Origin of the sequence: Metabacillus sp. KUDC1714, from assembly GCF_014217835.1 — a bacterium.
Classification (GTDB): Bacteria; Bacillota; Bacilli; order Bacillales; family Bacillaceae; genus Metabacillus; species Metabacillus rhizosphaerae.
Map to the genome: position 1 here is coordinate 3,935,311 of NZ_CP055263.1, position 25,238 is coordinate 3,960,548.

The 25,238-nt window shown below is 35.2% G+C and carries 24 protein-coding genes and 2 riboswitches; of the genes, 13 read left to right on the forward strand and 11 right to left on the reverse strand.

The window, feature by feature from the left end; all coding sequences use genetic code 11:
* Positions 1-167 precede the first annotated feature (167 nt).
* Complete coding sequence (locus HUW50_RS18060; protein ID WP_157094369.1) at positions 168-320, forward strand: hypothetical protein; 153 nt, start codon at positions 168-170, stop codon at positions 318-320.
* Positions 321-376: 56 nt separating this feature from the next.
* Here HUW50_RS18060 and mtnA read toward each other — a convergent pair whose 3' ends face one another.
* The 3 genes from mtnA to HUW50_RS18075 form a co-directional block, all read right to left on the reverse strand.
* Positions 377-1,429, reverse strand: coding sequence for an S-methyl-5-thioribose-1-phosphate isomerase (gene mtnA, locus HUW50_RS18065; RefSeq protein ID WP_066331087.1), 1,053 nt, complete (start codon positions 1,427-1,429; stop codon positions 377-379).
* Between the two features lie 164 nt (positions 1,430-1,593).
* Entirely contained in the window at positions 1,594-2,787 is a 1,194-nt protein-coding gene (mtnK, locus tag HUW50_RS18070; protein ID WP_066331084.1) for an S-methyl-5-thioribose kinase, read from the reverse strand.
* 105 nt (positions 2,788-2,892) lie between these two features.
* Positions 2,893-3,049, reverse strand: a riboswitch (SAM riboswitch).
* Between the two features lie 139 nt (positions 3,050-3,188).
* On the reverse strand, positions 3,189-3,977 hold the full coding sequence (locus HUW50_RS18075; RefSeq protein WP_066331081.1) for a carbon-nitrogen family hydrolase: 789 nt from the start codon (positions 3,975-3,977) through the stop codon (positions 3,189-3,191).
* Between the two features lie 102 nt (positions 3,978-4,079).
* On the opposite strand from HUW50_RS18075, the gene HUW50_RS18080 reads away from it, so the two are divergent.
* The 5 genes from HUW50_RS18080 to HUW50_RS18100 all read left to right on the forward strand — a co-directional run bounded on the left by HUW50_RS18080 (position 4,080) and on the right by HUW50_RS18100 (position 9,162).
* The gene (locus tag HUW50_RS18080) at positions 4,080-5,255 is read left to right on the forward strand and encodes a pyridoxal phosphate-dependent aminotransferase (protein ID WP_066331077.1); all 1,176 of its coding nucleotides are present in this window, start codon (positions 4,080-4,082) and stop codon (positions 5,253-5,255) included.
* Positions 5,256-5,327: 72 nt separating this feature from the next.
* Positions 5,328-5,436: riboswitch (SAM riboswitch) on the forward strand.
* Positions 5,437-6,047: 611 nt separating this feature from the next.
* Complete coding sequence (gene mtnW, locus HUW50_RS18085; protein ID WP_185653088.1) at positions 6,048-7,289, forward strand: 2,3-diketo-5-methylthiopentyl-1-phosphate enolase; 1,242 nt, start codon at positions 6,048-6,050, stop codon at positions 7,287-7,289.
* The gene (mtnX, locus tag HUW50_RS18090) at positions 7,286-7,939 is read left to right on the forward strand and encodes a 2-hydroxy-3-keto-5-methylthiopentenyl-1-phosphate phosphatase (protein WP_185653089.1); all 654 of its coding nucleotides are present in this window, start codon (positions 7,286-7,288) and stop codon (positions 7,937-7,939) included. Before mtnW ends, mtnX begins: the two co-directional genes overlap by 4 nt.
* 8 nt (positions 7,940-7,947) lie before the next feature.
* On the forward strand, positions 7,948-8,571 hold the full coding sequence (locus HUW50_RS18095) for a methylthioribulose 1-phosphate dehydratase (protein WP_185654074.1): 624 nt from the start codon (positions 7,948-7,950) through the stop codon (positions 8,569-8,571).
* Between the two features lie 48 nt (positions 8,572-8,619).
* On the forward strand, positions 8,620-9,162 hold the full coding sequence (locus HUW50_RS18100) for a 1,2-dihydroxy-3-keto-5-methylthiopentene dioxygenase (RefSeq protein WP_066331060.1): 543 nt from the start codon (positions 8,620-8,622) through the stop codon (positions 9,160-9,162).
* Positions 9,163-9,275: 113 nt separating this feature from the next.
* Here the strand turns inward: HUW50_RS18100 and abc-f are convergent, their stop codons facing one another.
* The gene (abc-f, locus tag HUW50_RS18105; RefSeq protein WP_185653090.1) at positions 9,276-10,976 is read right to left on the reverse strand and encodes a ribosomal protection-like ABC-F family protein; all 1,701 of its coding nucleotides are present in this window, start codon (positions 10,974-10,976) and stop codon (positions 9,276-9,278) included.
* Positions 10,977-11,411: 435 nt separating this feature from the next.
* Here abc-f and cbpA point away from each other — a divergent pair, with 435 nt between their 5' ends.
* Positions 11,412-12,050: a cyclic di-AMP binding protein CbpA gene (gene cbpA / locus HUW50_RS18110; RefSeq protein ID WP_066331052.1), complete on the forward strand. Its 639-nt coding sequence runs from the start codon at positions 11,412-11,414 to the stop codon at positions 12,048-12,050.
* A 33-nt stretch (positions 12,051-12,083) separates the two neighbouring features.
* On the opposite strand, the gene HUW50_RS18115 is transcribed toward cbpA, so the two are convergent.
* Positions 12,084-12,869 (reverse strand): divergent polysaccharide deacetylase family protein, encoded by a 786-nt coding sequence (locus HUW50_RS18115; RefSeq protein WP_066331040.1) that lies wholly within the window; start codon positions 12,867-12,869, stop codon positions 12,084-12,086.
* 318 nt (positions 12,870-13,187) lie between these two features.
* Between HUW50_RS18115 and HUW50_RS18120 the strand changes: the two genes are divergently transcribed.
* Positions 13,188-13,451 (forward strand): aspartyl-phosphate phosphatase Spo0E family protein, encoded by a 264-nt coding sequence (locus HUW50_RS18120; RefSeq protein WP_066331038.1) that lies wholly within the window; start codon positions 13,188-13,190, stop codon positions 13,449-13,451.
* A 169-nt stretch (positions 13,452-13,620) separates the two neighbouring features.
* Here the strand turns inward: HUW50_RS18120 and HUW50_RS18125 are convergent, their stop codons facing one another.
* Positions 13,621-14,352: a ZIP family metal transporter gene (locus HUW50_RS18125; RefSeq protein ID WP_185653091.1), complete on the reverse strand. Its 732-nt coding sequence runs from the start codon at positions 14,350-14,352 to the stop codon at positions 13,621-13,623.
* A 337-nt stretch (positions 14,353-14,689) separates the two neighbouring features.
* On the opposite strand from HUW50_RS18125, the gene HUW50_RS18130 reads away from it, so the two are divergent.
* Together HUW50_RS18130 and HUW50_RS18135 are read left to right on the forward strand one after the other, a co-directional pair.
* On the forward strand, positions 14,690-16,255 hold the full coding sequence (locus tag HUW50_RS18130) for a bifunctional metallophosphatase/5'-nucleotidase (protein WP_185653092.1): 1,566 nt from the start codon (positions 14,690-14,692) through the stop codon (positions 16,253-16,255).
* 99 nt (positions 16,256-16,354) lie between these two features.
* Entirely contained in the window at positions 16,355-16,810 is a 456-nt protein-coding gene (locus tag HUW50_RS18135) for a MarR family winged helix-turn-helix transcriptional regulator (protein ID WP_066331032.1), read from the forward strand.
* A 125-nt stretch (positions 16,811-16,935) separates the two neighbouring features.
* Here HUW50_RS18135 and motB read toward each other — a convergent pair whose 3' ends face one another.
* From motB to HUW50_RS18160, 5 genes are all read right to left on the reverse strand, one after another.
* Positions 16,936-17,694 (reverse strand): flagellar motor protein MotB, encoded by a 759-nt coding sequence (gene motB / locus HUW50_RS18140; RefSeq protein WP_066331030.1) that lies wholly within the window; start codon positions 17,692-17,694, stop codon positions 16,936-16,938.
* The gene (gene motA / locus HUW50_RS18145) at positions 17,687-18,487 is read right to left on the reverse strand and encodes a flagellar motor stator protein MotA (RefSeq protein WP_185653093.1); all 801 of its coding nucleotides are present in this window, start codon (positions 18,485-18,487) and stop codon (positions 17,687-17,689) included. Before motA ends, motB begins: the two co-directional genes overlap by 8 nt.
* Before the next feature lie 237 nt (positions 18,488-18,724).
* Complete coding sequence (locus HUW50_RS18150) at positions 18,725-19,003, reverse strand: hypothetical protein (protein ID WP_066331021.1); 279 nt, start codon at positions 19,001-19,003, stop codon at positions 18,725-18,727.
* A 99-nt stretch (positions 19,004-19,102) separates the two neighbouring features.
* Entirely contained in the window at positions 19,103-20,125 is a 1,023-nt protein-coding gene (locus tag HUW50_RS18155) for a potassium channel family protein (RefSeq protein WP_066331018.1), read from the reverse strand.
* A 174-nt stretch (positions 20,126-20,299) separates the two neighbouring features.
* Positions 20,300-22,423: an ATP-dependent Clp protease ATP-binding subunit gene (locus tag HUW50_RS18160; RefSeq protein ID WP_066331012.1), complete on the reverse strand. Its 2,124-nt coding sequence runs from the start codon at positions 22,421-22,423 to the stop codon at positions 20,300-20,302.
* Between the two features lie 267 nt (positions 22,424-22,690).
* Between HUW50_RS18160 and HUW50_RS18165 the strand changes: the two genes are divergently transcribed.
* From HUW50_RS18165 to HUW50_RS18175, 3 genes are read left to right on the forward strand one after another with little or no spacing between them, the layout of a single operon-like run.
* Positions 22,691-23,722, forward strand: coding sequence for a YkvI family membrane protein (locus tag HUW50_RS18165; protein WP_066331003.1), 1,032 nt, complete (start codon positions 22,691-22,693; stop codon positions 23,720-23,722).
* Positions 23,723-23,781: 59 nt separating this feature from the next.
* Complete coding sequence (locus HUW50_RS18170) at positions 23,782-24,519, forward strand: metallophosphoesterase family protein (RefSeq protein ID WP_066331000.1); 738 nt, start codon at positions 23,782-23,784, stop codon at positions 24,517-24,519.
* A 27-nt stretch (positions 24,520-24,546) separates the two neighbouring features.
* On the forward strand, positions 24,547-25,110 hold the full coding sequence (locus HUW50_RS18175; protein WP_185654075.1) for an HAD-IA family hydrolase: 564 nt from the start codon (positions 24,547-24,549) through the stop codon (positions 25,108-25,110).
* Positions 25,111-25,238 lie beyond the last annotated feature (128 nt).

The window sequence follows — 25,238 nt, forward strand, 5'->3', positions numbered from 1 at the left end:
CATCCAGATTGAAATAAAAAAGTGTTATAAACAGGTTGAATATCTATAGAAATAAAATATTGATTTGACAAGATTCACAAGCCCTAACTTGTCACCATTTTAGCTACGTAACATATTATTTGAGTAAGGGAAAAAAGTTGCGTATGGTAAAGAAAGGGGCAAGCAAGATGTGGATTCATAAACGTCCAAAAAAGGTTTATTTCTATGCATCGTTATTTTCAAAGCTTCATATCATTTCAGAAGCTGAAAAAAAAGGGTTGTTAGAAAAAATGGAAGCATCAGGGAGCAAGTATGAGTCAAAGTATCAAAAAAAATTCTAAAAAGTAAAAACCTTAGCCCGTTAAAAATGGAGGACTAAGGTTTTTGCTTTGTCAATTTAGAGAGTAAATAATTCAGAAATTAATACTTGATAATCACCAGAAAGAATCCCTTTTTCTGTAATGATTCCTGTTATTAGTTCGGAAGGTGTGACGTCAAATGCAGGGTTAAATACTTTTACACCCTCTGGAGCAATGCGTACACCATTAACCTCAGTTACTTCTTCCGGATTACGCTCCTCAATTGGAATTTTATTACCATCTGAAATAGAAGGATCAAATGTAGATAGAGGTGCTGCTACATAAAATGGAATGTTAAAAGATTTTGCCAATAGTGCTAAATTGAATGTACCGATTTTGTTTGCCGTATCACCATTAGCTGCAATACGGTCAGCACCCACAATAATAGCTGAGATTTTTTTTGACTTAATTGTATGTGCCGCCATGTTGTCAGTAATTAATGTAACATCAACATCAGCCTGCATAAGTTCCCATGTTGTTAATCGTGCACCTTGGAAAACCGGACGGGTTTCACAAGCAAAGACACTTAATGCTTTGTTTTTTTCCTTTGCTAAATAAAATGGAGCTAAAGCTGTTCCATATTTTGCCGTTGCGATTGACCCAGCATTACAAATTGTCATAATGCGATCACCATCGTTAAAAACTGAGAGTGCGTGTTCTCCAATTAATCGACAAACCTCTTCGTCTTCTACCTGAATTTGAATTGCTTCATGTACGAGCTTTGTTTTAGCCTCATTGATGGATTTCGTTTCAACTAAACTAGTAACCAATCTGTCTAAAGCCCATACTAAATTCACAGCAGTTGGTCTTGAGCTAGCTAAATAATCTCGGTTTTGTTTAAGATTAAGCTGAAAAGCCTCAAGTGAATTAGATTGATCTTGTAAGGCTGATAATGCTAGGCCATATGCTGCAGTAATCCCAATAGCAGGAGCACCTCTTACTTTTAAGGTTTGAATTGCCTCCCAGACAGCTTCTATCGTTGTTAATTCAAGATATTCTGTTACATGCGGAATTTTTTGCTGATTTAATAGGGAGATTGATTCATCCTTCCAAATAACTGAACGAGGAATCGTAAATTTTGTTGTTGCCATGCTCAATAACTCCTTTATTTTTTACTAATTCTCTAAAAGCTAATTGCGATGATTGTTAATTTTAGATAATTCATACTATCAAGCCTAATTTGCTTATTTACTTAGTTTTAAACTCTTTAAATTGCTTTAAGGATCCAAAAGGGACAAACTATTTAGAAATAGACTTATTGATTTACAGTTTGTTTCACATAGTCTTTAAATTGAGTTGGATCTTTAATTGTTTTTTGATTTTTTATAAGTTCACTACCTATTGTAAGAGCAAGTTGTTTTATTGAAATTCTTTTTTCATATGGCTGAATTGAATCAAGGTCAGCTACATGTGCTAGACCAATTGTACGGCGGATGATTTCACAACCAGCAAAACCAACTGCTTCTTCGAAAATTTCTGATAATACATGTTCTAAATATCCGTCAACTTTCGTGAAGATCTCAAGACCATCATTTTTCCAAGCTTTCGAAAACTCTTCTACAAAAACATTCCAAGTTGTTTCGATATGTGTGAAAAGCACTTCCTGGTTTTCAACATCTCGTGAAATTGCATTTAACAGGAAATTTCCGAATACCTGGCCTACATCAAAACCGATCGGTCCGAAGTAAGCAAATTCAGGATCAATCACTTTCGTTTCCTTATCATCAGCAAAAATGCTTCCAGTATGTAAGTCACCATGGACAAGTGCTTCAGCTTTTGTAAGAAATTTCTGTTTAAGCTTAGCAACTTCTAACTTGAGAGCTTGATCTTGCCATATTTGTTCAACATCTTGCCCGAGCTCTGGTTCAAAATCATTTGTGTCGTGGTCGAAGAATGGATCTGTGAAAACAAGATCTTCAGTTATTTTGCAAAGATCAGGATTGATAAACTGTTTGACTAATGATTTTTTATAATGTTGATTAACAGCATAGTCGGATGTGTAAAATAAAGTTTTAGCTAAAAATTCTCCGATATGTTTTGAAAGCAGGAGTAAATCTTTACCTTCAATGAGTGCAGCTCGAGATATTTGAAGGCGTGATAAGTCCTCCATTATCGTAATGGCAAGCTTTTCATCGGAGTAAAAAACCTTTGGTACATACTGAGGAACAAATTCCGCTTGTTTTAATAATGCATGTGTTTCGATACGGGCACGATCTAATGTTAATGGCCAGCTTTCACCTACTACCTTTGCATATGGAAGTGCTTGTTTAATGATGATACTTTCTTCTGTTTTACTATCTTTAACTTTGAAAACGAGATTTAAGTTTCCATCTCCAATTTCATTGCAAAGTAGATTACTATTTTCTTCGAATAGTTGTAATCGTTTAGCTAGAGCGATTGCACCACTTTCAGTTAATGGTTCATATACAGATGACTTTTTAGTAGACATAATAATACCTCCAAATATTAGTAGTTTGATTGATGGAGGCTTTTCTTTAGAAAATAAGAAAAGCCCCTTTCAGTATGAAAGAGGCTTGAAGGCGTCGCTTCGCACCTCTCATCTGTCAGAAAGATCGCCTTTCTGATGGAATTAGCACCGTGCCCTATTGGAATATTCCAAGGTGAATAGAATCACCCCATTTTGCAATGGTAGTATGGTCGGTTGCTGCGGCGTCATAGGGCCAAGTCCCTCTGCCAACTCTTGATAAGAGATCAATATGGATAAACATTAAAAAATTAATGTTTACTAAATTACGTTATTTTTAGAACATTTTCGCTATTAAGAAAATGTAATGCTTGATTAGCATGTTACCAATGATTATTTGGATTTGTCAACAGTTAATATGAAAATCACTTATAATAGTCAGGAAGTCGGTCTTCAAATACAGGAATTTGCCCTCTTACTTGTTTGACTGTTTCAACATCGATTTCTGCTGAAATGAAACCAGTGTTTTCGTCAGCCTCTGCGATAATCGTACCCCAAGGATCGATTATCATGGAATGACCAGCAAATTCGTTATTAGGATCAGAGCCTGATCGATTACAAGCTACAACATAACATTGGTTTTCGATTGCACGACTTAAAAGCAATGTTCTCCAATGATTTAGTCGAGGTAAAGGCCATTCAGCTACTACAAATAGAATCTCTGCTCCTTTTGTTGTATGAGCACGAATCCATTCCGGAAAACGAATATCATAGCAAATTACACCAGCACTTTTTATTCCATTGATTTCGAATAATCCTTTTGCAGTTCCTGCAGTTAAGTAATGATGTTCATCCATTAATTTGAATAAGTGGAGTTTACTATATTCATGAACAAACTCACCTTGGTTGTTCATGATGTACATCGTGTTGGTGACATTGTCCTGCATCTTTTTAGCAACAGACCCACCGATGATGTTAACATGGTATTTTTTTGCGAGTTGGGAAAGAAATTGTTTCGTTTTTTCCCCTTTTTCATCGGCTATCACATCTAAGCGAGTAAGGTCATAGCCTGTTGTCCAAAGCTCAGGTAAAACGATGATCGCTGGATTATCCTTTTCTACTGCAACAGCTACTTTTTCCTCTACTTGCTGATAGTTGAATGCGGGATCACCGAATTTAATATCAAGTTGTATACAAGTAATGACAGGTTTCAATCAAAATCACACCTTCATTTTTAAATTTTACTTTACAAGTTGATTCTAACAATATATTATTTGTGACTAGAATTTCAAGAATTTTTTGAGAAGGTGTTAAAAATGAAAACCTTTAAACAATCACAATTATTAGAAACATTACCGAAGCAATTCTTTGCAAGTCTAGTTGAAAAGGTAAATAAAATTATTGCACAGGGTCATGATGTTATTAATCTAGGTCAAGGAAATCCAGATCAGCCTACACCTGATCATATTGTTAAAGCCATGCAAAATGCAGTGGAAAAACCACAATTCCATAAGTACTCTCCATTTCGTGGTCATACTTTCTTGAAGGAAGCGATCGCAACTTTTTATAAAAGGGAATATGGAGTTGAAATTGATCCATCGACTGAAGTATCGATTCTATTCGGTGGAAAGGCAGGACTTGTTGAGGTTCCTCAATGCTTGTTGAATCCAGGGGATGTTGTACTTGTTCCAGACCCTGGTTATCCGGATTATTGGTCAGGTGTTGAGCTTGCACGTGCCAAAATGGAAGTAATGCCACTTATCAGAGAAAAACATTTTTTACCTGACTATAATAGTTTGACTAAAGAAGTGGTAGAAAAAGCAAAACTTATGATTTTAAACTATCCAAATAATCCAACAGGCGCAACTGCAACAGAGGAATTCTTCGAAGAAACCGTAGGATTTGCTAGAGGAAATGACATTTGTGTAGTGCATGATTTTGCTTATGGGGCTATTGGCTTTGATGGAAAACGTCCAATAAGCTTTTTACAAACTAAAGGGGCAAAAGAGGTCGGGATTGAAATCTATACTTTTTCAAAGTCATATAACATGGCTGGGTGGCGAATTGGGTTTGCCGTTGGTAACCCATCTGTGATTGAAGCCCTAAATCTTTTGCAAGATCATATGTATGTAAGTGTATTTAGTGCAATTCAAGAAGCGGCAGCACATGCCTTATTAAGTCCACAAACATGTGTAGCAGAGTTAAATGCACTTTATGAATCTCGTAGAAATACTTTGATTCAAGCTTTTCGTGAAATTGGCTGGGATGTGACAGCTCCATCTGGATCATTTTTTGCCTGGTTGCCTGTACCTAATCAGTTTGAATCATCTCAGGATTTTTCAGATTACTTATTAGAAAATGCCCATGTCGTGGTTGCACCTGGAATTGGCTTCGGGGAATACGGTGAAGGGTATGTAAGGGTAGGTCTTCTCACTTCAGAAGAAAGATTAGTAGAAGCTGCTAACCGAATAAAAGCATTGAATTTGTTTTAAAAATCATAGTTGACAGTTCAAAAATGATCTGTCATAATCCATATTAATTTAATCAACATTATGAACGTTTCGTTCTTATCAAGAGCAGGTGGAGGGACTAGCCCTATGAAGCCCGGCAACCGACTTAAACATGTGTTTGAGCACGGTGCTAATTCTTGCAGCATTCGCTGATAGATAAGGAGATATGCTTGTTATTTATGCATATAAAAGCCCCTTCGATCTATTAGTGTCGAAGGGGCTTATTTTATTTTTGAGCAATCTTAAACTTGGTTGTTGATTTACGCTTTGGCGTTTGCTTTACGTAGGCGGTCCGGGAGCCTCCTCGGTGCTTTGCATCTGCATTAGACTCCCTTGGACTCGCACTCTAAGCAGGAGTCTCACATATCCGTTCCAATCAACAAGGTGCTAAAATCAACAGCGATCTTTAACAAAGCCTTTTTTGAAGGCTGTTTTCGCAAACTTTGTTGCTTTTAAAATAGTATTGGATTGGTTGAATGGCGCTCCAGGATGCTCGCTTTCCGTGGGGCGGGCGATGAGCCTCCTCAGCGCGAAGCGCCTGCGGGGTCTCATCTGTCCCGCTACTCCCACAGGAGTCTCGCACCTTCCGCACCAATCACCCTAATCAGTTTTGTTCAAAAACAACAATCTTTTAGAAAAGAGCCTTTTTGAAAAAGGAAATAAAAAATTCAAGAAAATGTAATAGGTATTACCTTATTAAAAATGATAAAATTAGTAAGATAAATAAAAAGATTCAGAATATCAGATACGCTTTAATAGAAAGTAGGGTTTAAAGTGAGTGAAGTAATTGCTACATATCTCGTACATGATGCTAAGGGAGATTTAAGTAAAAAGGCTGAGGGAATTGCTTTAGGTTTAACAGTTGGTTCTTGGACCGATCTCCCATTGCTTGAACAAGAGCAATTAAAGGCACATAAAGGGCGAGTATTAGAAGTCAGTCAACTAGAAAATAGTGAAAAAACGAATCAATACTTAGGGAAGAAAGTTACAAAAGGTAAAATAAAAATTGCTTATCCAAGCATAAATTATAGTCATGATCTACCTGCCATCCTAACAACTATATTTGGAAAGCTGTCACTTGATGGAGAAGTGAAATTAGTCGATTTAGAGCTTTCGGAGGATGTGAAATCTTCATTCCCTGGACCAGCATTTGGTGTTTCTGGAATTCGCGAAGCGTTAGGTATTTATAATCGACCTTTATTAATGAGCATTTTTAAAGGTGTGATTGGAAGAGACCTTACATATCTTAAGGATCAATTAAGACAGCAGGTTTTAGGTGGAGTGGACCTAGTAAAAGACGACGAAATCCTTTTTGATAATCCATTAACACCATTTGAAGATCGGATTATAGCTGGTAAAGAAGTTTTAAAAAATGTCTATGAAGAAACTGGCCATAAAGCATTTTATGCTGTTAATTTGTCTGGAAAAACGTTTGAATTAAAGGACAAAGCGAAGCGAGCTGCAGAGCTCGGTGCAAATGTATTACTTTTCAATGTGTTTGCATATGGACTTGATGTTCTTCAAAGCTTAGCAGAAGATCCAGAGATTTCTGTTCCAATCATGGCTCATCCGGCTGTTAGCGGAGCGTCAACTGCTTCAAGCTTATACGGGTTTTCTAGCTCGTTATTACTAGGGAAGCTTTTACGAATCTCTGGAGCGGATTTCTCTTTATTTCCATCACCATATGGTAGTGTTGCGTTAGATCGCAACGAGGCACTTGGTATTGCGGAAAACTGCTTAAAGGAAGATGTGTTTAAAAAGTCATTCCCAGTACCGTCTGCTGGCATCCATCCTGGTCTTGTACCATTGCTTATCCAAGACTTTGGTAATGACTCTGTGATTAATGCAGGTGGAGGAGTTCACGGACATCCAAATGGAGCCATTGGCGGTGGTCGTGCATTTCGAGCTGCAATCGATGCAACACTTAAGGGTATCACTTTAAAGCAAGCATCGACCTCTGATGAAGATCTAAAACTTGCAATTGATCTTTGGGGTGCAAAAGAGGTGTGCAAATGAACAATAGAGCAATAATCTGTGATTTTGATGGGACGATCACAGAGACAGATAACATCATTGCGATTATGAGGCAGTTTGCACCACCTGAATGGGATGGCCTTAAAAAAGATGTACTATCTCAAGAAATTTCTGTTCGAGAAGGTGTTGGAAACATGTTTCAACTTCTACCTTCTTTTATAAAAAAAGACATTGTTCAATTTATATTAGATCATGCTGAAATTCGCCCTGGTTTTAAAGAATTTGTCCAATATACGAAAGAAAAAAATATTCCGCTTTATATTGTTAGTGGGGGCATTGATTTTTTCGTTTATCCAATCCTTGAAGGTTTGATTGATGAAGGACAAATTTATTGCAATAAAGCTGATTTTTCGAATGAAATGATTACTATTGAATGGCCTCATAGCTGTGACCATACATGTGATAATGATTGTGGCTGCTGTAAACCTTCACTAATTAAAAATTTAACAAGCAAGGATCAACACAAAATAGTTATTGGAGACTCGATTACAGATTTACAAGCAGCAAAACTGGCTGATTTTGTGATCGCAAGAGATTTGCTCTTAGAAAAATGTGAAGAATTACATTTGCCACATAAACCATTTACAACCTTTTATGATGTAATTGAGATAATTGAGGGGGTGTCAGTATGAGTCTAATGATGAGTCTAATGGCTAAAAGATGGGAAGAGCTTGCTGATATTAAAAGAGTACTAGCAAGACGTGATTGGTTTCCAGGTACGAGTGGAAACTTGGCGATAAAGATTGATGACGAGCCTATTAGTTTTCTCGTTACTGCAAGTGGGAAAGATAAAACAAAGGAAACAAACGAGGACTTTTTACTAGTTGACAGTAAAGGTCAGCCAGTTGGAGAAACTCACTTAAAGCCTTCTGCAGAGACACTTCTCCATGTTGAAATTTTCAACAAGACGAATGCTGGCTGCAGTCTACATGTTCATACAGTTGACAATAATGTGATTTCTGAATTATATGGTGATAAAGGAAGCATTACATTTAAAGGTCAAGAAATTATAAAAGCATATGGATTATGGGATGAAGATGCTGAGTTTACTATTCCGATTATCTACAATCATGCACATATCCCAACATTAGCAGCTGATTTCGCTAAGTTTGTGAAAGAAGATGCTGGTGCTATCTTAATAAGAAACCATGGGATTACGGCTTGGGGAAGAGACGCCCTAGAAGCAAAAAAATATTTAGAAGCTAGTGAATTTCTTTTTTCTTATCATTTGAAATTATTATCTTTCAAACATGTAATGGTGTAATACCCTAGATAAAATAACGATAAATTAGAAAATGGAGGAGTTGTCAAAATGGCAGTTATTAAAATTAGAAATACAAATGAAGTAATTGAAGGTCATGAAAATGTTTCAAGCTTTTTGGAAAAACAAGGAGTTCTTTATGAACATTGGGAAATGCGTAAACTTCCTGAAACTTTGAAAGAAAAGTTTGTATTAAGTGATCAAGACAAAGAAGAGATTTTATCAACATACAAAGAAGAGATTGAAGATTTGGCAGAAAGAAGAGGTTACAAAACCTGGGATATAGTTGCTTTATCAGATGCAACACCAAACTTAGAGGATTTACTTAAGAAATTTGAAAACGTGCATACTCACACAGAAGATGAGGTTAGAGCGATTACGGCTGGACATGGTATTTTTATCATCAAAGGCGATGACCAAACTGGCTATTTCGATGTTGAGCTAGAAGCTGGTGATGTCATTTCTGTACCAGAAGGAAATCCACATTTCTTTACATTGATGGAAGATCGTCAAGTTGTAGCAGTTAGATTATTTATCGAAACAGAGGGATGGGTTGCACATCCTTTCGAAGAAAAAGAAGAAGTAAATAAGTGAAAAAAAGCGGATGACAAAAAGTGTACTTATCCTTTTTGTCATCCGCTTTTCATATTTCTATTTGCAAATTTCCCATTTTGCTAACGGGAGGCATAGTACTGTACGAGCACATATCAATTGCCAAGTCTGTTCATCAAGTCTTGTTTGTTTTTTGTCAACGATAAAAAGGATGCATCTAATTCCTTATATTTTTCTGATTCTGGTGATAGCAAGCTCAATTCCCCAAGTACGGCAGATATCTCTGTATTTACGCGTAATAGTTCTTCCTCTAATAGTTGTTTATCTGGAGTAATTTGTTGCTTCTTTTTCAACTCGTATTGCTCTAAATTCATCTCTAAACGCTTTATTTTTCTGTCCTCGATGACGAGGAGTTTATTACATAGTTTATTAATAAAATAATAATCATGTGAAACAATGAGAATTGTTCCTGGAAACTTGCTTATGGTTTCTTCCAATTGCTCACGACTAGCTAAATCCAAATGATTAGTGGGTTCATCTAAGATTAATAAGTCATTTTCACAAAGTAACATATTAGTCAATTTGATACGAGTGCGTTCACCTAAGCTTAATGTTCCGATCGGTTGTGTTAATTTATCGGCTTTCATGCCCATGTTTGCAAGTGTAGTTCTTGCTTGGAAAAGTTTATCCTTTTCAGAAAGATTTAAAGCTTCAATTGCTGTTTGTGAAATTGGCATATCTGCTACATCTTGGCTTAAATAGGCAATGTTGAGGGAAGCACTGATCGACAATTCTCCAGACGTTATTGTTTCATTCCCTAATAACATATTTAATAGAGTTGTTTTACCTGATCCATTTGGACCGATGATTCCGATTCTTTCACCATGATTGACATAAAAATGACTTTCTTTAAAAAGCATTCTGTTTGAGAATGTTTTTGAGAGACTTTTCGCTTCAACAATTCTTTTTCCGCGCTTTTTACTAGCTTCAAATTGAAAGCGAACCTTTTTCTCTTCAATTGGTTTGTCTACTTTGTTTTTTTCGAGCTCTTGATTCAACCGCTTCATTTTAGAATTGATTGCGTTATCAAGCTTTTTAGCCTTAACTCCATGATACTCTTTAAAGCCTTCCTGATCTCTCATCGTTCGGTGAGCTTTTCCAGCCCATTGTTGTAATTGTGCCATTTGTCCTTCTACGCGGGCTTTATATTTTTGTTGAACGTCATATTGATGTAATTGATCCTCATACCGTTTTTGCTTTTCAATACGGTAAGTTGAATAATTCCCATTGTAAATCGTTAGTTTTCCAAGATCTAATTCAAACACCTTTGTGATCGTTTTGTCTAGAAAATAACGATCGTGAGAGATCAAGATGACTGTCCCGTTAAATTCTTGTAATTGATTCATTAACCAATTCACACCCTGAAAATCTAGATGGTTTGTCGGTTCATCTAATATGAGAATATCTGGGTTAGTTGCCCATATTTGCGCTAAAGCAATTTTTAGCTTTTCACCACCACTGAGATGGGAAAAACGTTCTTCCTGCCATGAATGAACTTTTTTTAACCCTAATTCACTTGCGCGTTCAAGAAATTCGGCAGACAATTGGTTATCATCATTCACCGTGTAATCGACTGATTGAAGTAAATAGCCTATCCTCATTTGTGGATTTCTATTAATTGTACCTTGATCAGGTTCAATGTCTCCATAAATCAAATTTGCTAATGTTGTTTTCCCAGCTCCGTTTGCACCGACAAGGCCGATCCGGTCATTTTTATTTAGATCAAATGAGAGATCCTCTAAAACTGGTTTCTCACCAAAATGCTTCTTAAGATTCCGTGCTTGTAATATGAACATAAAAAAACCTCCCTATAACCTAGAGAGGTGTCGCTTGCCACTTTATACATAATCGTAAAAACAAATAAAGGTTCTCAAATAGAATAAGAATCCACAGATATTTGTTATAAGGAAGTATAAGTTGAAGAATAGGCAGACTAATCCAATTTCTCTAGGTTTGATTATGATTCAATTTGGTTGAATATAATGTCCTGAAAAAATCAGATTAGAACTTCATTGCTTCAACATTCACCCTTTCCACATTTATTAATAATAAGTATATGAGGTTTTATTTGGAAATGCAACTATTACATAAAAAATTGTAGTAGTATAATATTGATTAGAACTTCTTACATGAATATGTTTATTTTTTCATATGATAAGGAGACTATATAATACTATTTTTAATATCTAAGTCGACTTTTTTAACAACAAAATTAGTTAGGGGGGCAAAAGATGAAGGTTCGCTACCATTATGTAACAAAAGAAGATGTAAAGTATTGCGATCTTAATTCAACCGTAAAACAAGCATATGATTTTTTGAAAGCAACAGGTTTTCGTTCGATTCCAGTCTTGAAAAACAATGGGAAAACATTTGTTGGTTTTATTTATAAAGTGCATCTACTTGAACATTATGTTGAACATGAGGGAAAAGATAATGACCCTATTGAGTCTCTACTTAAAAATCAAGATGCGTACATATTTGAAGAGGATTCTTTCTTTAAAACATTTTTAACAATTCGTAGATTGCCATTCCTAGCTGTTTTAAACGAACAAAATGAATTTTCAGGTATTATTACCCATTCAAACATTATGGATGTACTAGAGGATTCCTTTGGGATGCAAACAGGAGGTTATCTCTTAACTGTAGGAACGAAGGAACATAAGGGGGCAATTAAGGATCTTGTAACAATAGTTAAAAATGTAAATATTGAGGGATTACTAACCCTTGATAATGGTGATAAGTATCTTCGAAGAATTATCTTAAATTTATCTGGTGACCTAACAGATAAGGAATTGAAAAAAATAATAGAAAAATTAGAGGATAAGGATTTCCGCGTTGCCTCTGTTGATCGAATAGAAAATAAGAACTAACAACAGGAGTGCTGTCACGAAAAGACAGCACTCCTATTGTTGTATATCAGTAACATCCTCTGGTTCAAAAAATAATTCTGATAGTGTGACAGTTTCCGCTTTTTTCTCTACTAGTGGCACATATTGTTTTAAAACTGAGGCGGTTTTTTCACCAGCTATTCCAACATGTCCAATAGCAATGATTTCATTGTCTACATCAATTTTATTCATTAGAAGATTTGCCTGTTTTATAATGTGACTTGTAGTGTATTGCTCGTCAAAGAATAGCTCATTTTCTAAATATGGTACCCCTAATTCCTTAGCAAGAGTGGCGACAACGCTTTTTCCAGTCGTTTTACTGTCTAAGTAATATAATCCTCTCTCTTGGCACACTTCTAAAATGATTCTCATAACTCTTTTATCGGCAGATACTTTTGATCCCATATGATTGTTCATTCCCACAGCATGTGGAATTGCATCTATTGCTTTATTAACTCGCTTTCTCACTTCTTCATCTGTTAAATCTGTCGTGATGGCTCCTGGTCCTAGCCAGCTTTTTTTACCATGTAACGGTTCCATAGGAAGGTGAACAATGACTTCATGACCTTTTTCATAAGCAAGCTTAGCGTCTTTTTCTGTTGTTGAAAGGAATGGCATGACAGCAACAGTAAGTCGAATTGGTAATGATAAGATTTCCTCTGTTCCTTTCATCCCATTTCCAAAATCATCAATTACAATCGCCACATGTTTTTGTTCGTTACTTTGTTGTGTACTTGTTTCAGGAGCTATTGAAGGTAACAGTGTTGTTGATAGGAATCCAAGTAATAAAAGCATTTTCATAAATATGTTCTCCTTTTAATATGAAGCATACTTAATGATGTATAGTCTAACCAAAAAGGGAGAAATCATGTGTTAACATCATTAGGTAAGGAGAAACGATAATTTTAAAGAGGTAGTTTATATAAATCATTTATTGGGAATGTATAAAGCAAGTCACTTAATCGAAAATTTTAAAAATTGTCATATTTAGTACTGAGAAGATTGTCTAAAATTGCGAATGTATTTACAAACATAGCAAAATCTGTAATACTTCACAGGTAAGTTATTTCTTTGAATAAGTTACCGTATAAGTTACAGAAAAACTAGGAGGGGCTCTCGATGAATCGTGATCGATTAAAAGCAAAGCTTCTTGAAACAATTAATAATAAAAGAAATGAAATGATCGATACTGCAAATAGAAAAGGTTATACAAGTGATGATGTAGTAAAGTGTAGTCAAGAATTGGACATGCTTCTAAATAAATATCAACAAATTGTCCTAGAAGAAAAGGAAAGAACAACAGGGCCATTTCATGAATTTGTTCACACTATGAAAAAGTGGACACTAACAGACAGATACTCATTACAATTGGTTGAAAAATAATTATTGGGTTAAACGTCTGAACGAAGAGGCTGACTCATTAGGCACTGACCTATCCAAAATTAACTTATATATAGTGTCTCATTGATCTAAATGAGTAAGCTATATATATTGTTGGAGAGGGTTTGTACCTTGTGAGTCAGCCTTTTTTTAGATAAATGAAATCAAATGGTTAAAAACTATTAATTAAAATAACCATAAAGAGAATTCCGATAATAAAGGAGTATGTTGCATTACGTTCATTACCATCTCCATGACTTTCTGGTATTAGCTCTTTATATATAATAAATAGCATTGCACCAGCAGCAAAGGATAGTCCATAAGGCACCAGAAATCCTATGAAACTTGTAAGATAAAAACCAAGTAACGATGCAACGATTTCTACTGCTCCTGTGGCAGTAGAAATTAAAAATGCTTTCCCTTTACTAATACTCTGGTTTATTAAAAATAGTGCAACTAAAAAACCTTCAGGTGCATTCTGTAAGCCAATTGCAAAAGCAATTAAGTTACCAGTATCACTTACATTTGAAGCATAGCTTACCCCTACTGATAAACCTTCAGGGATGTTATGCAAGGTTATTGCAGCGATAATTAGCATTGCTTTTTCATCAAATTTAATTCCACTTTTTGAATGCTCTAAATCAATATGTGGAATGACTTTTTCAAGAGTTGTTAAGATGAGAACACCGAGAAATAGCCCAATTGATACTTCAATGACTCCACCATATTTTAATGATTCAGGTATGAGCCCCAACATCGCTGCAGTCATCATAATCCCAGCTGTGAAGGCTAATAAAATATCACGCCAGCGATGAGTGATAGATCCTTGTAGGAACAAAATAGGAAGAGCTCCTACTCCTGTTGATAAAGCTGATAAAATACTACCTAATAAAACCCCTGACATATGAGTTTGCTCCTTTGATTGGTTATAACCCTTAGCAAAAAAAATCATTGATATACGAATATTATAGCGGAAATATTCGAAATTGAAAGAATGTATAAAAAACCTATGCAATTATCTCTTTAAAAATGATTGTTTATGAAAAGGGCTTCCTTAATAATTCATTACTTAAAAGGTTATAAAAACCTGTGAACGGTCTCATACATCATTAGTATATGGGTGGATGGGCAAAAAGGATACTTTTAAATCATATCTATGATTTAAAAATGTTTGTTTTTATTGTAGCCTTATGATTAGTTGTGTAAGATAATTTTAATGGAGCTACAAGAGGCGGTGAGGTATGGGGACAGTAAAGATTACGATTTTACAAACTAGTGATATACATGGAAATGTTTTTCCACTTGTTTATAGCTCAAATAAAGAAAAATCCCTAGGGTTGGGAAAAATTTCTACAATTATCAAAAATGAGCGAAAGAAAAATAAAAATTTGCTGCTAATTGACAATGGTGATCTAATCCAAGGTACACCTTTAACATTTCATCATGTAAAAAAGAATCAATTAAAAAATAACCCAATGATTACTCTGTTAAATGAATTAAAATACGATGCTGCAGTTATTGGAAACCATGAATTCAATTATGGAATGTCTGTATTGGAACATGCAGTTTCCCAATCAACCTTTCCTTGGCTATCCGCAAATATTCTTCATAAAAATACAATGGATCCGATTTTTGGTAAACCCTATATTATTAAGGTCGTAGAAGGAATAAAGATCTCTGTTTTAGGAGTGACAACACACTATATCCCAAATTGGGAAAATCCATGTCATATAGCTGATCTGACATTTGAAGATGCATTTGAGACTGCAAAGAAATGGGTTAATTTCATTAAAAAAAATGAAGACCCAGATATTATGATTGTTTCATACCACGGTGGATTTGAACGGGATATCTATACAGGTGAAAGATTGGAAGAAATCACAGGTGAAAATCAAGGATATCAAATGTGTCAGCAAATAAATGGTATAGATGTACTGTTAACTGGACATCAGCATAGAACAATCACAGAAACAATTAATAATGTAGTTGTTGTTCAACCAAGTTTTAACGGACAAGCAATTGGTAAGGTTGAATTTTTATTTGATAAAAGCCAAGGGATAAAAATAGTCGATAAGACGGTAACCATGATCAAGGCTGAGAACACAAACACTGATGAAAAACTGCTAGCTTTGGTAAAGGAAAATGAACAAAAAACGCAGGAATGGCTTGATCAAACTATAGGCAAAGTAGTCGGGGACATGATGATTAAGGATGGGTTCAGCTTGCGTTTAAAAGAACATCCAATCATAGAGTTTATAAACAAGGTTCAAATGGATGCAGCTGGTGTATCAATATCAGCTACAGCTTTATTTTATAATGAGTCACCAGGGATACCGAATCAAATTACAATGAGAGATATTGTTGCAAATTATATTTATCCAAATACACTTAAGGTTATTCGCGTAAGTGGAAAGGATATCAAGGATGCTTTAGAACGCTCAGCTGCTTATTTTCTTCTAAAAGATGGGATAATAGATGTCAATCCAGAGTTTACACATCCAAAGCCTCAGCACTATAACTACGATATGTGGGAAGGGATCGAGTATACGTTTGACCTTACAAAGCCAATTGAAACTCGGGTTGTAAAGCTAGCAAAGGACGGTAAATCGATTCGGATGGATGAGACCTTTGATGTTGTCATGAACAACTATCGAGCCGGTGGTGGAGGGAATTATCCAATGTTTAAAGGGAAACCTGTTATTAAAGATATTCCCATTGATATGTCAGAATTAATGGCTGAATATATATTGAAGCGAAAAATAATACATGCGGAAGCCAATCATAATTGGAACATCATTTGGTCATGAAATTATAACTAAAAATATTGACTTAACGATTTTCATGATCTATTATAGGTTTAATAAAATTGTTTTGAATTCAAGATATTTATTAAAGGATTGAGTGGAATGGAAAAAACAAAGCAAATTGAAGAATCACTAAAGCTATTTATCGTACTTTCCCGTGCGCATCGGGCATTTAACGATGTTGTAAATAAGCATATTTCTACATTTAAATTAAACCCAACCGAGTTTGCTGTTTTAGAGCTACTTTACCATAAAGGGGATCAACCATTGCAGCAAATAGGTGGTAAAATTTTATTAGCAAGTGGGAGTATTACGTACGTAGTAGATAAGTTAGAGCAAAAGGGATTACTTGCGAGAAGAGCTTGTCCAAAGGATCGCAGAGTAACTCATGCTCAAATTACAGATAAAGGCAAAAAATTAATTGAAGAAATATTCCCTCCACATGAGGAACGGATCAATGAAATTGTAAGTGTTCTGACAGATGAGGAAAAAAGTATGGTTACTGAGCTTCTTAAAAAGGTTGGTTATCATGCGCACGACCTTTTAAATAAAGAATAATCAAAATATGAGGGTGACTCTCTAAGTCACCCTCATTTTTCATTTTTATATCAGAATTTATAACTCAGTTTTGGTGTCTAGATCCAGCGCCTGTCGGGTCTGATCAAGGCGCCCTGAGCTTTTTCTCATTGCTCGTACGGTAAAATCAGCACTTCAACACGTCTGTTCTTCTGTCTACCTTCTTTTGTATCATTAGATGCAACCGGATTATATTCTCCAAAACCTTTTGCACTAAAGACCTTAGGATCTAAATTTTCGTTATCGATTAAAATTTTCATGAAGTTAACAGCGCGCATAACACTTAGATGCCAGTTTGAATCATAGTCTGAGTTGTTAATCGGAATATTATCAGTATGACCACTTACAATGATATTCCTTGGTGGGTTCATGACAAGTAGCTCTGAGATTTCCATTGCTAGCTGTTTATCTTTGTTTCGAATGTCTGCTTTACCGGAATCAAAAAAGATATCATTTAAAATGGTTATGAGTAAACCCTCATCTGTTAGTGTTGTTTTTAATTTTGTTTCAAGTTTATTATTTTTAATATACGTATTAATTTTATCTTGTATTTCTTTAAGCTTTTGTTGCTCTATTTGTTTTTGAGCCTCTTTTGCATCCTCTTGGGGTGTTTGATCTTTTTGTACATCAAGTTGTTCCATCTCACCATCAGGAGTAGGGCTTGGATATTCGAGTACGCCTGTTCCTCCTGTAAATGTAGAGTTAAATGCTCTTGCCACCTGTTGAAATTTCTGAGCATCAACTGAACTCATTGCAAATAAAACAATGAATAGTGCTAGAACAAGTGTTAGTAAATCAGCGTAAGGAACAAGCCAAGATTCATCCATATGCTCATCTTCATGTTTATGCTTCTTTTTTCTAGCCATTTACGCTCTCTCCCTCAGTGATCGTAGCGTTTAAATTATTTCGTTCATTAACAGGTAAATAAGTAGCAAGTTTTTGTTCAATTGCTTTAGGTGCTTGTCCTTCTAAAACAGAAAGAACACCTTCGATCATTACTTCCTTTACTTTCACTTCTTGCTTAGATTTACGTTTTAATTTATTTGCAAAGGGATGCCAAAGTATATATCCAGTGAAAATGCCCATCATTGTTGCAACAAAGGCTGCTCCAATTGCTTTTCCTAGTTCTTCAGTATTATCCATATGGGAAAGGGCTGCAATTAACCCAACAACAGCACCGAGTACTCCAAGTGTTGGTGCATAAGTTCCTGCTTGAGTAAATATGGTTGCAGAAGCTTGGTGGCGCTCCTCCATTGCAGCAATTTCCTCACTCATTACATCTCGAATGAATTCTGCATTTTGGCCATCTACAGCCATTAGTAAGCCATTTTTCAAAAAGGGATCATCAATTTCAGATAGCTTTACTTCAAGAGCTAGTAAACCCTCTTTACGAGCAACTTGAGCCCAATCAGAGAATAATGGAATCAACTCTTGAATTGTAGGTATTTTTTCTTCTTTAAAAATGATTCCGAATAGCTTAGGAACCTTTTTTATTTCACTTGTTGGGAACGCAATTGTAACAGCTGCAATTGTACCTAAAATAATAATTAATAATGCTGCTGGGTTAAGTAAAACAGAGGGACTAACACCCTTCATAAACATCCCGACACCAACTGCAATGATTGCAAGTATTAATCCAATTATTGACGTTTTATCCATCGTAAATCACCATATTTCCTATTTATTTTCTTATTTATTATATCGGTGGATTTTTGAAAACTTTAAGAGTTCTAGTAGAAGTTCTTTTTGAGGAATATAAAAATTTCATTTTATGACAAAAAGAGGTTGATTAAAAAACAATGGGTCTGATCCCAAAAACGCAATATATAGGCTCTCGATGAGAGTTGCTATACAAGTTACGTTATGGTTATCAGACCCTTTTTTAGCTATGACGTATTAATGAATAGTCAATAATAGTCTCGAAATCCCCCAATAATAGATAGGGAAAAATGTGACAACAAGATGACCATAAAAGAAGAGATTAGAATAATAAGATGATTTCTTTTCAAGAGCAATGGATGCACATAATGCTCCCAGTAAACTTGTACCACAAAATAAAATGATTCCGAATAAATCACCAAGACGTTCTTGATAGAAAATAAATCCTAGAGCAGAACCATTAAATACAAGAAAAATGAAGGATATGAAAAGGAAGAAGATTGAGTATTTTAGCATTGTCAACACCTCATAGCATGTATATGTGCCAAAAAGGAAAACAATGATAAAAGAGGCTCATCTTTTGTCCTGTCTGTAGAATATGCTCTATAGCAAAAATTAAGAAACAATCTGTTGGTAGGTTGTATGATTGCAAATAATAAAGAGTTGCGCATTTTCTGGAATAGAATGATCTAGGTGATTAATAATAGATAAATCATTTCCATTTGCAATAAGAAGTGCGCCTTTAGAAGAAAGGGCTTGACTAGCATCTGCATAGGTTTGCCATTCCTTTTCTTTAGGAATTGAATAAAGATCATAACCTTGTTGACTTGTTAGCTGTCTAATAATTTCACTTGAGCCATTAAAAAGAATGGAACGTGCTGCAAGATTTGCGGCAGTGTCATTTGCTGTAATAAATTCTTCAACATTCGCGTGAACAAATGCGTTAATATGATTTGAATCTGATACCTCGCAAATGGTGTAAATATTGCGGTTATACTCTTTACCTATACCTTCGATCATTGAGGCAATTAATAAAGTATGACCATCTGATTGGGATGCAGTCATCAAACCATCTGGTGAAAACACCATGACCGATTTGCATTTAAGCAGATTCGCCTGATTGAGAACATTATTATTAGCTGGATTCCCATTAACAAATTCGACTTGTTCATGAAGGATAGGTGTTTTAGGTAAACTTTCATCAATAATAACGATACGGATATTTTGGAACGTTTTTAATAGCTCCTCTAATGTAATTTCAGCTTTTTTCGTCCAGTTAATTAATATAATGTGATTCTCCGTTGTGACCTTCAATTTCCCTTCCTCCTTCAAACGTTTACGAATACTAAAGAAATCAATCACTTTCCCGATGAAAATTGTCATGAGTCCAATACCGACAACATATAAAATCATCGCAAATATTTTCCCATTAACAGTTGTAGGTGACACATCTCCATATCCAACTGTCGCAACGGTTGTCATCGTCCACCAAAGCCCTTCAAAGGGACTTGCAAACGTATCTGGTTCTAAAAAATAAATGAAGTAACTGCTGGAAAATACCAAGGCTAGGGTTGCAAATACGAGAATCCAATTATTCATTTGTACAACTTTTAGGAAAAATCGTCTAAAAAAAATCATATGTACTCCTTTCTTTGAACTCTTATTCAATTTAAAACTTGTTGAAAATAGACTCATATCAATATGTATTCTAAATAGTATATGAAAATTTTAACATAATTGTTTTAGGTTGTAATGAGTATCTAGGTGAAAACAAATAGGAGGAGGATGACTTAAAAGTCCTCCTCCTCATGTTTATTGTGATATTACAATTTCATCATTTTTTACATCAATAGTTACACTTGTTATTTGACCTTCATCTAAAAGAAGATCTGTTATCTTATCTTCTACATGTTCTTGAATCACACGACGAAGTGGTCTAGCTCCAAAAGCGGGATGATAGCCTAAAAATGCAAGCTTTTCTTTTGCTTGATCTGTAGCGGATAAGAAGACCTCTTGTTCAGCTAGTGTATTTGATAATTCATCTAGCATTAATGTAACAATTTTGAATAGATCCTCCTTTTCAAGAGAAGAAAATTCAATAATGTTATCAAATCGATTTAAGAATTCCGGCTTAAAGAAAGAGCCTAATGAATGTAAAAGCTGGCTTTCTTGCATTGCTTCGTTTGTTGGTGTTTCGAAGCCTACTTTGATTCGCTTTTCTCCAACGCCTGCATTACTTGTCATAATAATAACAGTGTCTTTGAAGCTAACCGTACGACCTTGGCTATCTGTAAGTCTTCCGTCTTCTAAGATTTGCAGGAAGATATGCTGAACATCAGGATGAGCTTTTTCGATTTCATCTAATAAGATAATACTGTATGGGTTTCGGCGAACCTTTTCCGTTAGTTGTCCTGCCTCATCATGACCAACATAGCCAGGAGGGGAGCCAATAATTTTTGAAATGGCATGTTTTTCCATATATTCACTCATGTCTAGACGGATCATCGCATCTTTTGAACCAAATAACTCTTCTGCCAATGTTTTTGTTAATTCAGTTTTACCAACTCCAGTAGGTCCAACAAAGAGGAAGGAACCAATTGGTCTTGTTTTTGATTTTAAGCCTGCGCGGCTTCTTCTAATTGCCTTTGTTACCTTTTTAACCGCTTCTGCTTGGCCAATCACCTTTTCTAAAAGGTTTTGTTCTAGATGTTTCATTTTTGATTGCTCGTTTTCATGAAGCTTGCCAACTGGGATACCCGTTTTCTTCTCGATGATCGCTTGAATATCATCTACATCTACGAGCAGTTTTTCAGGATTCCCCTGTTGGTTTAATTGAGCTTCTAAACGAACCTCTTCATCTCTTAATTTAGCAGCTAATTCATAGTTTTCGTTTTCTGTTGCGTCTTGTTTTTGTTTAGATAATTGAACTAAGCGAACCTTAACCTGTTCATCATTTACGTTAGATAACGCTAAGTTTTTTTTAGATCCTGCTTCGTCAAGAAGATCAATAGCTTTATCAGGTAGGAATCTGTCCTGAATGTAACGATGTGATAATGTTACACAGGCATTAATCGCTTCATCCGTGTATGTGACGTGATGAAAGTTTTCATATTTCGCTTGGATTCCCTTTAGAATGCTTACTGCTTTATCGATTGAAGGTTCTTGTACAATAATAGGCTGAAAGCGTCGTTCTAAGGCAGCGTCTTTTTCAATAGTACGATATTCTTTTAGAGTTGTTGCACCAACAACTTGAAGCTCTCCGCGGGCCAATGCTGGTTTTAATATGTTTCCAGCATCCATAGAACCTTCTGCAGAACCAGCTCCTACAAGCTGATGAATTTCATCGATGAATAAAATAATATTTTTACGGTTTTGTAGTTCATCTATGATTTTTTTCATCCGTTCTTCAAATTGACCCCTAATCCCGGTGCTTGCCACAAGTGAAGCAACATCTAAAAGGTACACTTCTTTGTTTCTTAATTTAGATGGAACAGTCCCATTCGCAATTTGTAGCGCAAGACCCTCGACAACAGCTGTTTTACCAACACCAGGTTCCCCGATTAATACAGGATTGTTTTTATTGCGTCGATTTAAAATCTCGATTACTCGCTCTACTTCTTCATCACGGCCAATCACTGGATCAATTAGACCGGCACGGGCAGCATGTGTTAAATTTCGACCAAGTTGATCAAGGATTCCACTACCATGTTGAGGCTGAGTTTGTGGTTGTGCCCCTTGTGATTGTTGACTTGAATGAAATCCTTTTAAAAATAAATCAAATGGATATGAAGAAAATCCATTTATGCCACCAGTAGGAATCGTTTGTTTATAAGCGGAGAAGCAGTCCTGACACAATGTGATTTGTTTTTGTTGTTTATTTATTTGAAAGTTTACATGTACAGTAGCGTGGTTTTTTTGACAATTTTCACACATCATAAATGAAAACCCCTTTTCAATTTTGAATTTTATTGTTTTATAAGAAACTTTGATCTTATCTGACTAATAAGTGAAAAAAACAAGATCTTTGATTTGACCTTCCTTGACCATAGTATACTTTGACCTTTTTTGACTTTCAAGTATTTAGACTCTAAAAATTCATTTGTAAGTATTACCAAAATTCATAGTTTTGAAGAGGGAAGAATCATCTAGGGTTTTCTTCATATAATGATACAAGCTTTGTTTAACTTGAGTGAGGTGTGTTAGATGCGAAGATCTTGGGTTTCTTCCCTTCAGGTTGCAGCTGTTTACGTTGGTACTGTAGTTGGTGCTGGGTTTGCGACAGGTAGGGAAATCGTTGAATTTTTCACGAAGTACGGTGTTTTTGGACTAGCAGGAATTCTTTTAGCCGGTTTTCTTTTTATATCAATTGGAACGAAAATGCTCATCTTATCAAAAAGAATAAAGGCAACATCCTATCAAGATTTAATGACTTTTTTATTTGGCGCTAAGATTGGCGGCTTTGTGAATGTTTTTATGTTGATCGTTCTCTTGGGCTTAACATCTATTATGCTATCAGGTGCAGGTGCAATCTTTAAGGAACAGCTTGACCTTTCTATAAGGTTAGGAGTAATCATTACGATTTTGCTAACTATTGCTGTGATGGCTTTTGGTATTAAGGGATTATTCAGCGTAAACATCATTGTGGTTCCTATGTTAATTCTATTTAGTGTGATGCTAGCATTTCAATCTTTTTCCCTTGACCCATTATATTTAATACCTTCTGAAACATCCGCTTCATTCAAATGGATTTTATCTGCATTTTCTTATGCTGCCTTTAATTTGACAATGGCTTCAGCAGTACTAGTTCCGCTAGCTAGTGAGATTAATGATGAGAAAGTTTTAAAAAGAGGTGGAATGCTAGGTGGATTTTTTTTAACAGTTATATTAATTAGTAGTCATATTGCTCTTTCAACTTTGCCAAGTTTAACGCAGTTTGATATCCCGATGGCAGAAGTAATGAAAACAACGTTTTATGCATTTTACTTCATATATATAGCTGTCATTTATGGTGAGGTCTTCACATCAGTTATTGGCAATCTATTTGGACTTGAAAAACAAGTGGCAACCTATTTGAAAATTCCGCGCATGATAATCGTATGTGCAATTTTGTGTATCGCTGCATTTATTAGTAAGATCGGGTACAGCTCATTGATTTCATCATTATACCCAATTTTTGGCTATGTTTGTTTAGGAACGCTAGCTTTATTAATTGTAAAAAAAGCACCAAGAAAGTAGTTACTGTATGATAATATTAAGAGGTCGAATCGTTTAATTATTTGATTTGGAGGGGTATTTTGGAACGTATTGCGATAATATCTGATATACATGGCAACATCCCTGCTCTTGATGCAGTTTTAAAGGATATTCATTCCAGGCAAATCCAACGCATTTTTTGTTTAGGTGATTTAGTAGGAAAAGGGCCCGATTCAAGCGCCGCTATTGATAGGATACGAGAGGTTTGTGAGGTTGTTGTTAAAGGAAATTGGGACGACTTTATTACAAAGGAAACAGAATTTGAAACATTAAAATGGCACCAAAACAAACTTAGAAATGAACAATGTATTTATTTAGAAACTCTTCCATTTTCGTTTGATTTTTATATGAGTGGTAGGTCCATTCGATTATTCCATGCATCACCATTTAGCTTATATACACGTATTCAACCTTGGGACTCTGTTGAAAAAAGGTTAAGTATGTTTGAGAATTCAGTTCATACAGGTGTGAAAAATAAACAGCCAGATATAGTTGGTTATGGTGATGTTCACAACGCCTTTATTCAGCATATTCAAGGTAAAACGTTATTTAATACTGGTAGTGTGGGTAATCCTCTTGATGTAACACAAGCTTCTTATGTTATTTTAGAGGGACAATATGGTTTTTCTGAGAAAAGTTCTAGCTTCTCAATTCAATTTGTACGAGTGCCATATGATATAGAATTTGCAATCCAATTAGCTAGGCTTGCAAAAATGCCAGATCTTGAGCCGTATATTATTGAGCTAACTACTGCTCGTTATCGTGGAATTAAAAAATAGATTTTTTACAATGAAAGGAAGACAATGTTGAACATCTTATGGGACTTCGATGGAACATTATTTGATACTTACAAAGCATTTACAAATGTTTTGCACGAAGTATTAAAGGGGAGTGTTCCACCTGATGAAATTTTTTTAGAACTTAAGAAATCTTTTACACATGCAACAGCTTTCTTTCAACTATCAGAAGATCAAATAGCTGAATTTAAACTGAAGGAACGAGCAATATCGCCAGAAAAAAAACGACCATTTCCATTTGTTGAAGACGTTTTAAAACAATCAAATCTAAATGTCATTATGACACATAAACCGAGAGAAGAAGTTCAAACAATTCTTGATTATTTTGGTTGGAATCATTACTTTCAAGAAATTGTAGCTGGAGACGATGGGTTTCCAAGAAAACCTGATCCTACTGCATATCGTTACTTACATGATAAGTATAAATTAGATTTAGCTGTAGGAGATCGTGTCCTCGATATAGTCCCAGCAAAAGAAATTGGCCTGCATACATGTTTGTTTCAGAATGAAGCAGAAGGGGCTGACTTCTATTTAGATACATATGAAGATTTTTATATAACAATAAAAATTTAATACTTTAAATTTTTAAAAAAACTGAGATCCCAACCTGTTCAAATAGAGTGATCAATAATTGATTGGTTACTCTATTTTTGTTTTTACTTAGGAACCCATAATTAAGTATTGGTTTACCAGTGGAAAGT

Excerpts from the sequence above, each read along its gene's own strand:
- HUW50_RS18060 (WP_157094369.1), top strand. The coding sequence starts at position 168 with ATGTGGATTCATAAACGTCCAAAAAAGGTTTATTTCTATGCATCGTTA.
- mtnA (WP_066331087.1), bottom strand. The coding sequence starts at position 1,429 with ATGGCAACAACAAAATTTACGATTCCTCGTTCAGTTATTTGGAAGGAT.
- mtnK (WP_066331084.1), bottom strand. The coding sequence starts at position 2,787 with ATGTCTACTAAAAAGTCATCTGTATATGAACCATTAACTGAAAGTGGT.
- HUW50_RS18080 (WP_066331077.1), top strand. The coding sequence starts at position 4,080 with ATGAAAACCTTTAAACAATCACAATTATTAGAAACATTACCGAAGCAA.
- mtnX (WP_185653089.1), top strand. The coding sequence starts at position 7,286 with ATGAACAATAGAGCAATAATCTGTGATTTTGATGGGACGATCACAGAG.
- HUW50_RS18095 (WP_185654074.1), top strand. The coding sequence starts at position 7,948 with ATGAGTCTAATGGCTAAAAGATGGGAAGAGCTTGCTGATATTAAAAGA.
- HUW50_RS18100 (WP_066331060.1), top strand. The coding sequence starts at position 8,620 with ATGGCAGTTATTAAAATTAGAAATACAAATGAAGTAATTGAAGGTCAT.
- abc-f (WP_185653090.1), bottom strand. The coding sequence starts at position 10,976 with ATGTTCATATTACAAGCACGGAATCTTAAGAAGCATTTTGGTGAGAAA.
- cbpA (WP_066331052.1), top strand. The coding sequence starts at position 11,412 with ATGAAGGTTCGCTACCATTATGTAACAAAAGAAGATGTAAAGTATTGC.
- HUW50_RS18115 (WP_066331040.1), bottom strand. The coding sequence starts at position 12,869 with ATGAAAATGCTTTTATTACTTGGATTCCTATCAACAACACTGTTACCT.
- HUW50_RS18120 (WP_066331038.1), top strand. The coding sequence starts at position 13,188 with ATGAATCGTGATCGATTAAAAGCAAAGCTTCTTGAAACAATTAATAAT.
- HUW50_RS18125 (WP_185653091.1), bottom strand. The coding sequence starts at position 14,352 with ATGTCAGGGGTTTTATTAGGTAGTATTTTATCAGCTTTATCAACAGGA.
- HUW50_RS18130 (WP_185653092.1), top strand. The coding sequence starts at position 14,690 with ATGGGGACAGTAAAGATTACGATTTTACAAACTAGTGATATACATGGA.
- HUW50_RS18135 (WP_066331032.1), top strand. The coding sequence starts at position 16,355 with ATGGAAAAAACAAAGCAAATTGAAGAATCACTAAAGCTATTTATCGTA.
- motB (WP_066331030.1), bottom strand. The coding sequence starts at position 17,694 with ATGGCTAGAAAAAAGAAGCATAAACATGAAGATGAGCATATGGATGAA.
- motA (WP_185653093.1), bottom strand. The coding sequence starts at position 18,487 with ATGGATAAAACGTCAATAATTGGATTAATACTTGCAATCATTGCAGTT.
- HUW50_RS18150 (WP_066331021.1), bottom strand. The coding sequence starts at position 19,003 with ATGCTAAAATACTCAATCTTCTTCCTTTTCATATCCTTCATTTTTCTT.
- HUW50_RS18155 (WP_066331018.1), bottom strand. The coding sequence starts at position 20,125 with ATGATTTTTTTTAGACGATTTTTCCTAAAAGTTGTACAAATGAATAAT.
- HUW50_RS18160 (WP_066331012.1), bottom strand. The coding sequence starts at position 22,423 with ATGATGTGTGAAAATTGTCAAAAAAACCACGCTACTGTACATGTAAAC.
- HUW50_RS18165 (WP_066331003.1), top strand. The coding sequence starts at position 22,691 with ATGCGAAGATCTTGGGTTTCTTCCCTTCAGGTTGCAGCTGTTTACGTT.